This is a genomic window from Sulfitobacter sp. D7 (assembly GCF_003611275.1).
Taxonomy (GTDB): Bacteria; Pseudomonadota; Alphaproteobacteria; order Rhodobacterales; family Rhodobacteraceae; genus Sulfitobacter; species Sulfitobacter profundi.
The window spans coordinates 2,654,034-2,668,236 of sequence record NZ_CP020694.1 but is presented as its reverse complement, the minus strand read 5'-3'; the positions used below and the strand labels follow the sequence as shown (position 1 = coordinate 2,668,236).

At 60.7% G+C, this 14,203-nt stretch carries 11 protein-coding genes; 3 read left to right on the top strand and 8 right to left on the bottom strand.

The annotated features are described in order from the left end of the window. Positions 1-9: 9 nt before the first annotated feature. The 6 genes from B5M07_RS12895 to B5M07_RS12870 all read right to left on the bottom strand — a co-directional run bounded on the left by B5M07_RS12895 (position 10) and on the right by B5M07_RS12870 (position 6,840). On the bottom strand, positions 10-1,032 hold the full coding sequence (locus B5M07_RS12895) for an NAD-dependent epimerase/dehydratase family protein (protein WP_120352262.1): 1,023 nt from the start codon (positions 1,030-1,032) through the stop codon (positions 10-12). 224 nt (positions 1,033-1,256) lie between these two features. Continuing rightward, positions 1,257-2,939, bottom strand: coding sequence for an amidohydrolase (locus B5M07_RS12890; protein WP_120351613.1), 1,683 nt, complete (start codon positions 2,937-2,939; stop codon positions 1,257-1,259). A gap of 76 nt (positions 2,940-3,015) precedes the next feature. Beyond that, complete coding sequence (locus B5M07_RS12885) at positions 3,016-4,035, bottom strand: ABC transporter substrate-binding protein (RefSeq protein WP_120351612.1); 1,020 nt, start codon at positions 4,033-4,035, stop codon at positions 3,016-3,018. A 20-nt stretch (positions 4,036-4,055) separates the two neighbouring features. Continuing rightward, positions 4,056-4,859, bottom strand: a complete 804-nt coding sequence (locus tag B5M07_RS12880; RefSeq protein ID WP_067626923.1) for an ABC transporter permease — start codon at positions 4,857-4,859, stop codon at positions 4,056-4,058. Next, positions 4,852-5,763 (bottom strand): ABC transporter permease, encoded by a 912-nt coding sequence (locus tag B5M07_RS12875; RefSeq protein WP_120351611.1) that lies wholly within the window; start codon positions 5,761-5,763, stop codon positions 4,852-4,854. The genes B5M07_RS12880 and B5M07_RS12875 overlap by 8 nt, the downstream gene beginning before the upstream one ends. A 3-nt stretch (positions 5,764-5,766) precedes the next feature. After that, entirely contained in the window at positions 5,767-6,840 is a 1,074-nt protein-coding gene (locus B5M07_RS12870) for an ABC transporter ATP-binding protein (protein WP_120351610.1), read from the bottom strand. 135 nt (positions 6,841-6,975) lie between these two features. Here B5M07_RS12870 and B5M07_RS12865 point away from each other — a divergent pair, with 135 nt between their 5' ends. Further along, positions 6,976-7,773, top strand: coding sequence for a helix-turn-helix transcriptional regulator (locus B5M07_RS12865; protein ID WP_120351609.1), 798 nt, complete (start codon positions 6,976-6,978; stop codon positions 7,771-7,773). A 237-nt stretch (positions 7,774-8,010) separates the two neighbouring features. On the opposite strand, the gene B5M07_RS12860 is transcribed toward B5M07_RS12865, so the two are convergent. Together B5M07_RS12860 and B5M07_RS12855 are read right to left on the bottom strand one after the other, a co-directional pair. Then, entirely contained in the window at positions 8,011-9,147 is a 1,137-nt protein-coding gene (locus B5M07_RS12860; protein ID WP_162931869.1) for a YHYH protein, read from the bottom strand. Between the two features lie 19 nt (positions 9,148-9,166). Continuing rightward, positions 9,167-9,625 carry a MarR family winged helix-turn-helix transcriptional regulator gene (locus tag B5M07_RS12855; protein ID WP_162931868.1) on the bottom strand — a complete coding sequence of 153 codons (459 nt, stop codon included), beginning with the start codon at positions 9,623-9,625 and terminating at the stop codon, positions 9,167-9,169. 353 nt (positions 9,626-9,978) lie between these two features. On the opposite strand from B5M07_RS12855, the gene B5M07_RS12850 reads away from it, so the two are divergent. Both B5M07_RS12850 and B5M07_RS12845 read left to right on the top strand, forming a co-directional pair. Further along, a complete protein-coding gene (locus B5M07_RS12850) occupies positions 9,979-11,106 on the top strand; it encodes an efflux RND transporter periplasmic adaptor subunit (protein ID WP_120351606.1) in 1,128 nt (375 codons plus the stop codon). Continuing rightward, positions 11,103-14,192, top strand: a complete 3,090-nt coding sequence (locus B5M07_RS12845) for an efflux RND transporter permease subunit (protein WP_120351605.1) — start codon at positions 11,103-11,105, stop codon at positions 14,190-14,192. Before B5M07_RS12850 ends, B5M07_RS12845 begins: the two co-directional genes overlap by 4 nt. Positions 14,193-14,203: the final 11 nt, after the last annotated feature.

Sequence of the window (14,203 nt, the reverse complement as noted above, 5' to 3'; positions counted from 1 at the left end):
GGCCCGCAGCTATTTGCCGTGATAGTCGCGAAACCAGGCGACGAAACGCGCGATGCCTTCGTGAATGTTGGTTTGCGGGCGATAGCCGGTAAGCCGGTGTAGCAGCGTTGCATCGGCCCATGTGGCGGGGGCGTCGCCCATCTGCATGCCCATATAGTTGCGCACCGCCCGCTTGCCGAGCGCGGCTTCGATCGCTTCGACGAAATCAAGCAAGCGGACCTTTTCTGAATTGCCGATATTCACCACCCGGTAGGGCGCTGCAGGAGAGAGCGAATCCCATTCCGGCGGCGGCGCTGCGCTGCCCGGTTGGGGCGGAACGCAGTCCATCAGCAGACGGATGCCGCGCACCAGATCATCGACACAGGTGAAATCGCGGTACATCTCGCCGTGATTGTAGATATCGATCGGACGCCCATCGAGGATCGCATCGACGAATTTGCTCAAGGCTAGGTCGGGGCGCCCCCAAGGCCCGTAAACGGTGAAAAAGCGAAACATCGTCGTCGGCAGGTTCCACAGATGGGCATAGGCATGGGCCATCCCCTCATTCGCCTTTTTCGTGGCGGCGTAGATCGACAGGGGCCGGTCGGTGGCCCCGGTTTCGCCAAAGGGCATATCGGTATTGGCCCCGTAGATCGAAGAGGATGAGGCCATGAGCAGATGTTTGACCTCCAGCCGTCGCGCGGCTTCCATTACGTTAAAAGTGCCGGTGATATTGGCTTCGAGAAAGGCGCGGGGGTGGTCGATGCTGTGGCGCACGCCCGCTTGCGCCGCGAGGTGGACGATCATGTCTGGCTGAAAGTCATCGGCCAGCGCATCGAAGGTCTCGCGGTCTTCCAGCAGCGCCTCTTTGGTCGTGAAATGCTCATGCTGAAGCAGCATCGCGTGGCGGCGTTGTTTCAAGGTGACGTCGTAGTAGTCGGTCATCCCGTCATAGCCCTGCACCCGCGCGCCCTCGGCCAGCAGCAGGCGGGCAAGGTGAAAGCCGATGAAACCGCCCGTGCCGGTGACCAGTATCCTCTGCGTGCTGTCCATTCTGGCATCCTCGCGCATGCGGCATGCCGCGCCCATTGAGCCTGCGGCTTGAGTTGCCTTTTCCATGTCCTGATCAAGGTTGGGATGTGAATGCTGAAAATTTGGTTAAATTTGGCATAGAAACGGCAAAGCACTTGCTGGCGGGGCGTAAATCAAGCCCCGGCAAGGCAAAACGGTTCGCGGGCTGCGCGATCAGAGGGCGAAGGGATGCGCGAAGATTTACATCAATGCCCGCGCTGAAACGTGATCTGACCGTCCATAATGGCGGTGATCGCATCTACGTCGGTAATCGTCTCGGCGGGCCATCGGGTCAGATCATGGCTCAGAACGGCAATGTCGGCGTCCATGCCTTCTTTCAGCCGTCCGCGTGTATCTTCGGCAAACTCCGCCCAAGCGTTGTCGAGGGTATAGCTTGCGAGGGTATCTTGGAGGGTCTGGGTCTGATCCGGCCAATCGCCGCCGAGGTCCAGCGGCGCGATGGCCGCCTTGAGCGTGGACATCACATCCACCGGGATGACCGGCCAATCGGTTGAGAAGATCACCCGGGCCCCGGTGTCACGAATGGTTTGCCACGCATAGGCCCCTTCGATCTGCTCGGGGCGGATATAGTCCCCGACGCCAGTGGGCGGAAAGACATGGCCCCGGGGCGCGTGGCCGGGCTGGAGGGAGGCGACGATGCCCAGATCGGCGAGCCGGGGAATGTCATCCGGGTGGATCACTTCGATATGTTCGATCCGGTGGCGGCTGTCGCGTTTTCCATTCGCCTTTTGGGCGGCCTCATAGGCGTCGATCGTTCGGCGCACGGCGGCGTCTCCGATGGCATGAACGGCGATCTGAAACCCCAGACGATCCGCTTCGACACAGGCGGCGACGAAATGCTCTTGGGTGAAAACCTCATCGCCGCAATTGCCATCTTTGCCCATCTCCCCCGGATAGGGCTGCAGCATCAGTGCGGTCCCGCTTTCGATCACCCCGTCGATGAACATTTTGACGTGACTACAGCGGACCTTATCCCCTTCAAAGTCATCGCGCAGGGCAGGGGCTTCGCGGGTCAGACGCGCGACAGTGTCCGTGCCTTTGAGGTGAAAGGGCACATGGCAGCGGCAGAGCAGGCGGCCCTCGGCCTCCAACTCAGACAGAAGCTCAAGCTGATAGCGGTTGCCATCCATCAGATGCAGACCGGTGATGCCCTGCGCGGCGCAATGGGCCAGCCCGCGTGCGATAACGTCCTTGTCCATCGCGCGCTGCGCAGGTGTGGCGGGCGGCTCGGGGTCGCGACCGGCGGTAAGGCCCAACATATCGCGGCCGCCATAGCGGGTGAGCGATAGGATCGGGCTATAGGCGCCGGGCTCAAGCAACTCCCCATTGGCGAGCCCATCTTCCCCCATCACGATTTCAGAGCCTGCGTCGACCTTGCCGCCTTGCAAGAGCCCTGCCGCCTTCAGCGCGGCGGTGTTGGCCCAGACCGTGTGATGGTCGGGGGCGAACATGGCGAGCGGGCGGTCGGGCAGGATGGCATCAAGGTCATGCCGGGTGAGGGTCTTGCCGGTGCCCAAAATGCCGTAGTCTGCCATGACGCAGAACAGCATTTTATCGTCTGGGTTTGCCTCGGCATAGGGCAGGATCGCGCGGCGCATCTCCTCCAGCCCGGTGAGGCCATAGAGGTTGAGATAATCCAGTTCGACGGACCCGCCAAAGAGATGCACGTGGCTGTCGATAAAGCCCGGCAGCACCGTGCCGCCCTGCGCATCGATCACCTTGGTGTCTGGGCCGATCAGCACCGTGATCTGAGCATCCGATCCGACCGCCGAGATCTTATTACCGGTGATGGCCAAAGCGCTGGCTTGGGGCTGATCCGGGTCAAAGGTGATCAGCGCGCCGTTGTGAATGACAATATCTGCCGGCATGGTCTTCGGGTCCTTATTGCGATGCGCGCCCCGACCGATGGCCGGGGCGCAATGTGTTTATCGAACAAAGCGCGCGTTATTTCTGAAGGTCGGTCCAGATCGCGGTGTAGAGCTTTTGCGCCTCGGGCGGGCAGACCTTGGCGACATAGGCGGCGCCCTTCAGGTCTTCGGGCACGACCACTTCGGGCGCGGACTTCATGTCTTCTGGCATGAACGCCTCTGAGCCCTTGATGCCGTTGGCATAGCGGGCGAACTCAGACAGCATCGCAGCATTTTCCGGGTCCATGATGAAGTTGAGGAAGGTCTTGGCTTCTTCGACGTTCTGCGCGTCCGCCAAAATCGCGGCATTGTCCATCCAGACTGGATAGCCCTCTTGCGGGTAGCCGAAGGCGATGTCGGGGTTTTGGTTGCGCGCTCGGAAGGATGCGCCGTTCCAGTTCACCCCGGCGGCGAGGTCACCCTTGGCGTATTTCTCGATATTGCCGTAGTCCATCGACAACCAATTGGGCTTGGCCTCGCGCAGGATGTCGCGGACTTTTTTCAGCATTTCCTTGTCGGCTGTGCATTGCTCACCGCCCGCAAAGTGGATCGCCATGCCCATCACGTCATTCATCTCGGGCACCACATTGATCTTGCCCTTCAGCTCTTCTGGCGGGTCAAAGATCACGGCGGCGGTATTGATGTCGCCATCATAGACCGCGGTGTTCACCGTCACCCCGACGGTCCCCCACTGCCATGGCACGGTGTAATTGCGGCCCGGATCGAATTCCACATCGACCCACTGCGGGTCCATGTTCTTGAAGTTCTCCATCTCGTTGGGCTTGCTTTCCATCAGCAGCCCTTCGCCCACGAAAATCGGGACATAGGTGCCCGAGGGCACGACGATGTCAAAGCCGTGACCGCCCGCTTTGATCTTGGCCAGTGCCGTATCGTTGCTGTCATAGTCCGTGATGGTGACCTTGATGCCGGTCTCTTTCTCGAACTTTTCGATCATGTCGGGGCTGGTGTAGTTGCCCCAGTTGTAGATGTTCAACTCGCCTTCGGCCATGGCAGGCCCCGCGAGGATGAGCGTGAGTGCCGTCAGTGTCTTTTTCATGTCTAGCTCCCGTTGGTTAATTATTTTTTGACTTTGCTGAGCAGGGTATAGGCGATCACCATCGTCACCGAGATCATCAACAGAACAGTTGAAATCGCATTGATCTCAGGTGTCACCACCCGCCGTAGTTGGCCCAGCATATAGGTCGGCAGGGTGTCCTGCCCGGCGGATTTCACAAATTCGGTAATGACCACGTCATCAAGGCTAATGACAAAGGCCAGCATCGCCCCGGCGAGGATGCCCGGCCAAAGCTGGGGCAGGGTCACATGGCGGAAAACCTGAAACGGCGTGCCATAGAGATCCGCCCCCGCCTGTTCGAGGGTCAGGTCCATGCCCTGCAGCCGCGCTCTGATCGGCAGATAGGCGAAAGGGATGCAGAATGCGGAATGCGCGATGATCAGATACATCAGCCCAGTATAGCCCGTCACGACCTTGATCGAGGCAAAGAAGATCAGCAGCGCCACTGCCGTGACAATCTCGGGCACCATGAGCGGCTGGTGGATCAGCGCAAAGACCGTGGTCTGCCCCCGAAACTTGCCTGTGCGGGTGGTGCCGAGGGCTGCAAGCACAGCGACACTGGTTGAGATGGCCGCGGCAGAGACCGCGATGATAAGGCTGCGCACCGTGGCCTCTTGGACCATTTCGTTGTCCCAAGCCGAGGCGTACCAGCGCCACGAAAACCCCTCCCAGATCGCGATGGAGGTGCCCGCGTTGAAGGAATAGACCACCAGCAGGATGATCGGCATGTAGAGCATGAAAAAACACGCCATCGCGATGCTGGAAAAGCCCGTAAGCTTGCGAATGTCGAACCCGCGATTAGCCATGCTGCACCTCCTCATTTCCGGCGGCGCGGACATAGGCCAGCAGCGCCACCATCACGATAGCCAGCAGGGTGATCGACAGCGCCGCGCCCAAGGGCCAGTTGCGCCCCTGTCCGAATTGCAATTCGATCAGATTGCCGATCATTAATTGATTGCCACCGCCCATGACGCGCGGCGTGACATAAGCCCCAAGCGAGGGCACCAGCACAAGGATCGACCCCGCGATCACCCCCGGTTTCACCAGCGGCAAGATCACCCGGCGCAGCACGTGAAAGCGGGTGGCGTAAAGATCATAGCCTGCTTCGACGAGCCGGAAATCCAACCGCTCAAGCGAGGCATAGATCGGCAGAACCATCAGCGGCAGATAGACATAGACCATGCCCAAAATGATCGAAAACTCGGTGAAAAGCATCTGGATCGGCTCATCAATGATACCAAGCGCGATGAGGATTGAGTTCACGGTGCCCTCGTTGCGGATCAATTCCAGAATGGCGAAGGTGCGGATCAGCAGGTTCGTCCAAAAGGGGATGATGATCAGCAACATCCAGAATTCGCGCTGCTTTTTCGGCCGTGTGGCGATGAAGTAAGCTGTGGGGAAACCAAAGAACAAACAGGCGAGCGTTGTCAGGATCGACAATTTGAGCGACCGCCAGAAGATGCTGAGATGGGCATCCGACCAGCCCAATGTGTCGTCGAAGATATCGCGCTGCATCAGCACGCCAAACCACGCATCGGTCGAGAAATTCCAGACTACCCCGCCATAGTCGCCGGGGGTGAGGAAGGAATAGAACAACGTGATCAGCAGCGGCCCGCTGGCGGCAAAGATCAGGATGATCAGCGCGGGCGTCAGCAGCAGCCAGCGGTTTCGGGCGGCGCGTTTTGCAACGGTGTTTGAAAGCTCTGCCATGGGTCAGTCCCTCAGAACCTGAGCGGCACCGGCGGGGAAGGACACCCCAACCCGATCGCCCGTCACATAGGAATGCGTGACCGTGGGGCCATTTTGCTGGCGCAGTACAAATTCGCTGCCATCGTCGAGGCCGACGTGAAAATGCGTATCGGTCCCGAAATAGACCACCTCGCGCAGGCTCCCGGCCAAGAGGCCATCGGCTTCGGAGGTCAATTCCGCATGTTCCGGTCGCAGGGCCAGCGTGACCCGGCCCGTGGCGGCTTCATTCGCATGGGCCTGCACAAGCTTGCCTGAAGGCAGACGCAACTGAGCGCTCTCCCCCTCGCGGCCAATGATTTCAGCCGGTAAGAAGTTGGTATCGCCAATGAAATCCGCCACGAACCGGTCTGCAGGACGGTCGTAAATCTCGCGTGGGCGTCCGACCTGACGCACCGCGCCGTTGGACATGACCGCGATGCGATCCGACATGGTCAGCGCCTCTTCCTGGTCGTGGGTCACGAAGATAAAGGTGATGCCGGTTTCGGTCTGAAGCCGTTTTAGCTCCAGTTGCATTTTCTTGCGCAGTTTGAAGTCCAAGGCGCTCAGCGGTTCGTCCAGCAGCAGGATCTTGGGCCGTGGCGCCAGAGCGCGGGCGAGGGCGACGCGCTGCTGTTGCCCGCCGGAGATCTGGCTGGTCTGTCGATCCGCCATCTGGGTCATCTGCACAAGTTCCATCATCTCTTCGACGGTCGAGTTGATCGCGGATTTGGGCGTGCCGAGCATTTGCAAGCCAAAGCCGATGTTTTCGGCCACGGTCATATGAGGAAACAGGGCGTAGTTTTGAAAGACGGTATTGATGGGGCGTTTGTAGGGGGGCAACGCGAGCAGGCTTTCGCCGAACATGTCCAGCCTGCCGGATGTGGGATGCTCAAACCCCGCGATCAGTCGCAGCAAGGTCGTCTTGCCACAGCCCGAAGGGCCCAGCAGCGTGAAGAATTCGTTGTCCTGAATTTCGAGGTCGATACTCGCGAGCGCTTCGACCGGCGGGTTGCCGGGATACACTTTGCGCAGTGCCTGTGCGGTGATTGCCTTGGTCATCTTTCCCCCTGATCGCCCAATTCGGTTCTTGGTTTTGAGCAAAGCTTGCCCTGCATGATTGCGCCAATAGTAATTGGTGAATATACCCCTTGTGGGGTAGTGTTCTTGAGATTTTGATCAGATTTTGGAGTATCTTTGGGCGATAGGCTGACAAATTTGGCGATTGAGCAATTGCGCGATGCGCTTCGGGCCGTCGGCAGCCCATCTTTTTTCGAGGCCTATAAGACCTTTTTCAGCACCCGCATCGCCTTCGGCACCTTCTTGATGTTGCGCTTTGATGCGGACCAACCGCCCTTACTGCTGGATCACTGGATCGAGCCGGGCAAATTGATCGGGCGGCCTCTCGAAGACTATATGGAGAGCAGCTATGCCTTTGACCCCTTCTATCTGTATCGCAGCCTGCCGAAGGAGGGCGGGCTGTTTCGTTTGGCCGACATCGCGCCGGACCGTTTCTTTTCCAGCGAATATTATCTGCAATATTACCGGGGCACCGGGCTTTGTGACGAGGTTGGTCTGCTCATCCCACTACAGGATGGCGGCGTTGCGCATCTGTCGCTGAGCAGGCGGGATGGGCAGGGGCCTTTTCGGCGCAGTGAGCTTCGCAGCGTGGAAAGCTATGCGCCCTTGTTGCTGGAGCTTCTGGCGCAGCATTGCATTGCCGTGGCCCCGGCCCCCGTCGACCAGCCCGGAACGGCCCGCCCCCCGCTGTCCGATGCCATCAGAAGCCATGCTGCGGATCGCCTGAGCATCGGTCTAACCCTGCGGGAGGCGCAGATCGCGGGGTTGGTGCTGCAGGGCCATTCGAATGCCTCCGCTGCGAAACTGCTCGATATCGCGACGGAAACCTGCAAGGTCCATCGTCGGAACCTTTACCGCAAGCTCGTCATCTCAACACAGCGCGAACTCTTCGGCGTGTTCAAGCATCTGTTGTAGTTGGTTTTTGACGCGATGGCTCTGGGCGGGGCATTCGAAATGCGTGGGTTGAGCGGCGATGGTGGTACTTTGACATATCAGAATTCAAAGCGCGGATGCGCAACCAGTGACCCCGGAGGGCGGGCGTTCCACATCTGCTAAGCCGACTGACCAGCCCTCACCTGTCCGCCACCGCCCCGAGCGGGGGCAGGGCGAGACACGCGAGGGCTGGGTTGATAGCTCAGACCCTGCCTTCCATCACTGTTGCGGAGGCGCGGGCATGGCTGCACGCAGGGCGTCTTCATCGACCCCCAAAGCCTCTGCGACCTTGGCCAGATCGGCGCCACGCCCGCCTGCGTCTTCCATGGCCTGTCGCAGGGTTTCGGCATCCACGTTGAGGGTCTCGGCAACCGCGTCAAAGTCTGGGCCTCCGCCCGGCCCGCCGGGACCACCGCCAGCATTCGCAGACCCGATGCCGTTTGCCGCATTGGTCGCGAAGTTGTCCTGCGCGACCACGCCTGCCAGACAGGCAGGCAGGTTCGGAAAGGTGTTGCCCGCGTGATAGTGATACTCGGCCTCTCCGTCCGTTTCGGTCAGGCCGACATGGCCGCCGCAGTCATCCAGATCATCGGGAAGGGAACCGTCGTGGTTCAGCGGGCCAAACATCGCGAACCCGTCAAAGGCATAGCCAAACTGTGCCGTCTGATCCTGAGCGACGTTCACACATTCCGCATCGACGCCTTCGGAGTCATAGATCGCGTTCACATCCGTAGCGGTCGCATGCCAGTGGTACCAGCCGCCCGGGTCGACATGGCCGCCGCAGGTATCGAGCGCGGGCATATGCCCGGTTTCCAGCACCGAAGGGGCGTCGGCGAAGATCGGGACGCCGTCCAACCCGATGCCGACCTTTGCAACAGTGCCAAGGCTGGTCGGCTCATCCGCCATCACCGGGTTCGTCGGAATGAGGACCGTCATTTCGACATCGGGATCGACCGAACCTTGGATGCACTCATGCGCCTCGGTCGGCCCTTCGATGCGAATGTCGAAAGAATAGACCTCTCCGTCTGCGTTGAAGAAGGTGTAGCCCTGCGCGTCCAGCATCCGCAGGAAATCGCCGTCAATCCGGTAGAGCCCCGCCTCATCGCCGTCCCAGTGCCAAATGCCGCCCTTGTCCTCCAAGGTCGCCGGACAGAACGGACCGATCTCAAGGTCGTCGGGCAGATATTTCACCACATAGCGCGCGCATTGTGCAGTCTCTCCGGTCTCGAGCGTGCAATCCACGATCTCGGCGGGGCTGACCAGCGCGGCATCCGCCACCGAATGCGCGTCGGGGTGCGCAAACGCGGCTGCCGGTGTGAAAACTGCGCAGATTGCGCAGGAACGTAGAAATCTCATCGCAGGGTCTCCTGTCTCGTTACTTGTGAGTGTTGTCGGACGCCAAGCCGGGCACCTTGCCGCCAAGGCGGTCTCGGAGGCGGCGATTGAGCGTGGCGTGCGCGGCGGCATCCTCCGCGCCCAGTGTCTCAGCGATCAGCGTGTCGATATCGCGCCAAGCGGCATGGATATCTGCCAGCAACGCGCGCCCGCGCGGTGTCAGTTCCACGATATTGCTGCGCACTTCGGTCGGATCGACTTTGCGGGTGATGATGTCTGCCGCGATCAGCCGCGCGGTCATGGTGCTCATGCTGGCGGGTGTAATGGCGAACTCGCGGGCGAGGGTGATTTGCGAAACGGCGCCCATTCGGGCAAGTGCGTCGATCACGCGGGCCTGACGGGGCGATATGCCGATTTCGGAAAGTCGGTGGCGCAGCTTTTCCTCCACCAGAGTGGCTGCATGGAGCAGATAATGTAATTTTACTGTGTCGAACCGCATGCTAACAGTTAGTAGGCTAATTAACTGCGAAAGGCAAGATCGGGCATGGCCGAGCCGAAGAAAGGAGCAGTTGACGTGAACGCCGCGCATGGGGAGTTTGGCCCACGGGTCGAGGGGAACCGACATTTTTCATCGGAACGGCAATATTTTTGCGACGGAATATTCTTCGTCCGCCGTTTGAGAAGAAGCACATGTATCGCAGGGACCTTTCCAACACCCAATTTCGCACCGCTCGCCACTGTTTAAATCGCTCAGCCACGCCTTCGTTCGAGGCCGGGTTGTTCTGACATGGGGGGCGGTTTGGCAAGGCCATGAAACTTTCCCCCACAGCGCCTTTCAGGAGCCTGAAGACTTTGAAAAGATTAATCTACGCCGTCGTCTCCATCGTCATCATTGCAGGCGCATATGGCATCGCATTCGGCGTGCCCGATGAGGTTGCGCAGCTTTGGGGCGGCAGTGTCACCCAGACGGATGATGCGCCTCAGAACGCGCGGCCCGGGCGGCGCGGCGGGCAAGGACGGGCGACAACCGTTGTGCTGACGCCGCTGGAGGCGCGCGCATATACGCTCGTCCTGCGCACGGTGGGCAGCGCGGTGTCCCTTCGCCAGACGGAAGTGACCGCAACCGATGCGGGCGAGGTGGTCGAAACCGCGCTTGCCGCCAATACGATGGTGGAAAAGGGCGATGTCTTGCTGAAACTGGACGACCGCACCGAACGGCTGGCGCTAGAAATCGCCGAGGCCAACCGCGATCAGGCGCAGGACACCGTTACCCGCTATGAGGGGCTGCGCAGCAACGGCAGTTCCGTGGTCACCGACGTAAGCCTTTCCGAAGCGCGGGTCGCCTTGCGCTTGGCCGAAGCCAATGTGGGGCTGGCCCAAGTGGCGTTGGATGACCGCACGATCAAAGCGCCGATCTCTGGCCGTTTGGGGCTGAGCGATATTAGTCTGGGCGATCGCTTGTCGAGCGGGGAGGCCATCGTGACCATCGACGACACCACCCGCCTGCTTGCCACATTCGAAGTGCCAGAACGCTCCATCGGTCTTTTGGCCGAGGGCAAACCGGTTCTCGTCTCCACGCCCACCTATGCGGGGCGCATTTTCGAGGGGACGATCACCGCCTTTGACAGCCGTCTCGACAGCGTGACCCGCAGTGCGACGGTAGAGGCCGAGATCGAGAACCCCGAGGGGCTGCTGCTTGCCGGTATGACCTTTGCCATCCGCATGACCGAAGAGACCGACCCGCTGCCCGTTGTGCCTGCAACCGCCATCACATGGGATCGAAGCGGCGCGGGCATCTGGGTCGCCGATGAGGGCAGCACCGCCCGTGTCCCTGTCACCATCCGCTACCGCGAGGGTGATCAGGTCTGGGTCGAAACCGAAGCCCCCTTGGGCGCGCAGATCGTGGCCGAGGGCGCGGCGAAGCTGCGTGAAGGCGCGCAGGTTAGCGCCGCTGGCGCGCGCGGGGGGCCAGACGCATGAGTTTCGAGAAAAAAGCGCACAAGGCCGGTTTCGCGGATGTTTTCGTGGCGCGTCCCATCTTCGGGATCGTGCTGAACCTGCTGATCATCATCGCCGGGCTGGCGGCCTATACCAGTGTCGACATCCGCGAGATGCCAGATGTGGACCAGCCCGTGCTTTCTGTCAGAACCGACTACGAAGGTGCGGTGCCAAGCACGGTAGACACCGAAGTGACACAAGTCCTCGAAGACGCGCTCAGCGCGCTTGATGGCATGTCCTATATCGAATCCACGTCGAGCATGGGGTCGAGCCGGATCACCATTGACCTGTCGGATGGCACCGACGTCAACGTTGCTGCCAATGAGGCGCGCGAGATCGTATCGGGCGCCTTGCGGTCCTTGCCCGACGATATCGAAGACCCCAGCGTCAGCAAAAGCGACAGCAATGCGGATGCGATCATTCGCCTTGCGCTGCTTGGCGATGCCAGCCTCGACACGCTGACCCAACTGGCGGAAGGGGCTGTCTATGAACGGCTTTCCCTGATCGATGGCATTGCCGAGGTGACCCTGCGCGGTGACCGTGCCAATGAGTTCCGCGTGGCGGTGAGCATGCCGTCTTTGCTGAGCCGGGGGTTGACCATCTTTGATGTCTCCACAGCACTCGCGCAGCTGCGCGACGACACCGCACTGGGCTCGCTTTCCAGCGAAACGCAGACCCTCTCGCTCAGGGTGGGCAGCAAGGATGTCACCGTCGAGACCATCAACCAATTGCCGATCAATGACACGACCCAGGTCGCGGATATCGCCTTTGTGCAACTGGCGCCCGAAGACGCCAACGTCTATACCCGCGTGAATGGTGAGACAGCCATCGGTCTGGATATCACCCGGCAATCGGTTGGCAACACGCTGGAAATCTCGCGCGATGTGGGCACCGCAGTCGAGGAATTGCAGGCGCAACTTCCCGAAGGCGTGCAACTGTTGGTCACCTCGAACGACGGTATCTTCATCGAAGGGTCGATCAACGAGGTCGTCAAATCCATCCTCATGGCGACCGGCATCGTGGTGGTCGTGATCTTTCTGTTCCTGCGCTCCCCACGGGCCACGCTGATCCCCGCGGTTACGATCCCCGTGGCTTTGATCGGGACGCTTGCCGCGATCTGGCTTACGGGGTTTTCGGTCAACACGATCAGCCTTCTGGCGCTGGTATTGGCGACGGGGATGGTTGTCGATGATGCCATCGTCGTGGTCGAGAATATCGTGCGCAAGCGCAAGTCCGGCATGGGAGCTTTTGCCGCCGCGGCCTCGGGCACGAACGAGGTATTCTTCGCCGTGATCTCCACCACCGCCACGCTTGCCGCCGTTTTCATTCCGATTTCCTTCCTGCCGGGGCAGGCGGGGGGCGTCTTTTCTGAATTCGGCTTCGTGCTGGCCTTTGCCGTTACCCTGTCGTCGATCACGGCGCTCACCCTTGCGCCCGTCCTGTCGGCTCTCTTGGACCCGGGCAAAACCTTGGGCGACGCAGAAGCCGCCACGCCGGGCGCATTGGCGCGCGGCTTTGACCGGGTGATGGATTTCGCCATCCGCACGCCGCTGCTGGTTCTGTCGATCGCCATAGGCTTTGCCATGATCGCCGTGGGGGCCGCGATGACATTGCCTTCCACCGTCACGCCAGAGGAAGACCGAGGCTTCTTTCTCGTACAGGCACGCGGTGCATCGGACACGACGATCGATTACCTCGATACGCAGATCTCGATGGTCGAAGACATCCTCGCCCCGTATCGAGAGAGCGGGCAGATCGAGACCGTGCAAAGCATTATTGGCGTCGGCGGCGGCACCAGTGCGTTCATCGTCGTCCGCCTGCCGGATTGGGCCGAGCGTGACTTTGCCCAGCAGGAGTTGATCGCGCAGATCAGTGGCCAGTTGTCTGCGGTCCCCGGCGTGCAGGTGAGCGCACGGTCGACCAACAGCCTTAACATTCGTGGCGCGGGTGGCGGGCTGAGTTTCGCGGTGACCGGCACCAATCTGGCTGAAATGACCGAAGCCGCAGACAGGCTCACGGCGGCGATGGCCCAGGATGCGACTTTTCTGAACCCGCAACTGTCCAACAACAGCGTGACCGCGCAATTGGAAGTCACGGTAGACGACAGCGCCGCTGGCGATATGGGGCTCAACAGTTCCGATGTCTCCTCCCTCGTGCGCGCCATGGTTCAGGGCGATGTGGCAGTCAGCGTCTTTTCGGATGATGTCGAAGTGGATGTGAACGTCGTCCCCGGTGGCCCGCCGATTGACGATCCGTCTGACATCGCCTCCATGTCCATCCGCCTCGACAGTGGCGCCTATGTACCGCTGTCCGCGGTTGCCTCGCTCGAGACGGTGGTAAGCGACGCGCAGATCGAGCGTTTGGGCGGAGCGCTGTCCGTCGCAATGCAGGCGAACCTTGGCGAAGGTGTCGATCTGTCCACCGCGATGGACCGGGTGCTGACACTTTCCGAAGAGGTTTTGCCCGATGGGATGGGCATCACCTTCACCGGAGAGGCCGCGACGCTCGACGGCTCCCAAAGCGGTATCTACATGGTTTTCGGCGTCGCGCTGATCGTGGTGCTTCTGGTGCTGGCCGCCCAGTTCGAGAGCTTTGCCAGTGCGGTGGTGATCATGATGACAGTGCCCTTCGGGATGGCTGCCGCATTGCTGGCGATATCGATGACGGGCGGATCGCTGAACTACTACAGCCAGATCGGCCTTGTGATGCTGATCGGGGTCATGGCCAAGAACGGTATTCTGATCGTCGAATTTGCCAATCAGCTGCGCGAAGCAGGCGAAGACATCGACAGCGCCATCCGAAGCGCGCTGCGCCTGCGCATCCGGCCCGTGATGATGACGATGGTGTCGACTGTTTTCGGGGGCCTGCCGCTGATCGTGACCTCTGGCGCGGGCGCGGAGGCCCGGATCGCCGTGGGCTGGGTGATCGTCGGCGGTTTGGGCTTTGCCACCGTGTTCACCTTGTTTCTCACGCCGATTTTCTACCGCTGGATCACGGTCTGGGGCGCAACCCCCGGAGGGTCTGCGCATAGATTGAAAGCCGAGGTGGAGGCGACCGCAAGCGTGTAGCGCGACGGCCT

What these genes read in the sequence shown, in the direction of transcription:
- B5M07_RS12895 (WP_120352262.1), bottom strand. Translation starts at nt 1,032, where the DNA reads ATGGACAGCACGCAGAGGATACTGGTCACCGGCACGGGCGGTTTCATC.
- B5M07_RS12890 (WP_120351613.1), bottom strand. Translation starts at nt 2,939, where the DNA reads ATGCCGGCAGATATTGTCATTCACAACGGCGCGCTGATCACCTTTGAC.
- B5M07_RS12885 (WP_120351612.1), bottom strand. Translation starts at nt 4,035, where the DNA reads ATGAAAAAGACACTGACGGCACTCACGCTCATCCTCGCGGGGCCTGCC.
- B5M07_RS12880 (WP_067626923.1), bottom strand. Translation starts at nt 4,859, where the DNA reads ATGGCTAATCGCGGGTTCGACATTCGCAAGCTTACGGGCTTTTCCAGC.
- B5M07_RS12875 (WP_120351611.1), bottom strand. Translation starts at nt 5,763, where the DNA reads ATGGCAGAGCTTTCAAACACCGTTGCAAAACGCGCCGCCCGAAACCGC.
- B5M07_RS12870 (WP_120351610.1), bottom strand. Translation starts at nt 6,840, where the DNA reads ATGACCAAGGCAATCACCGCACAGGCACTGCGCAAAGTGTATCCCGGC.
- B5M07_RS12860 (WP_162931869.1), bottom strand. Translation starts at nt 9,147, where the DNA reads ATGAGATTTCTACGTTCCTGCGCAATCTGCGCAGTTTTCACACCGGCA.
- B5M07_RS12855 (WP_162931868.1), bottom strand. Translation starts at nt 9,625, where the DNA reads ATGCGGTTCGACACAGTAAAATTACATTATCTGCTCCATGCAGCCACT.
- B5M07_RS12845 (WP_120351605.1), top strand. Translation starts at nt 11,103, where the DNA reads ATGAGTTTCGAGAAAAAAGCGCACAAGGCCGGTTTCGCGGATGTTTTC.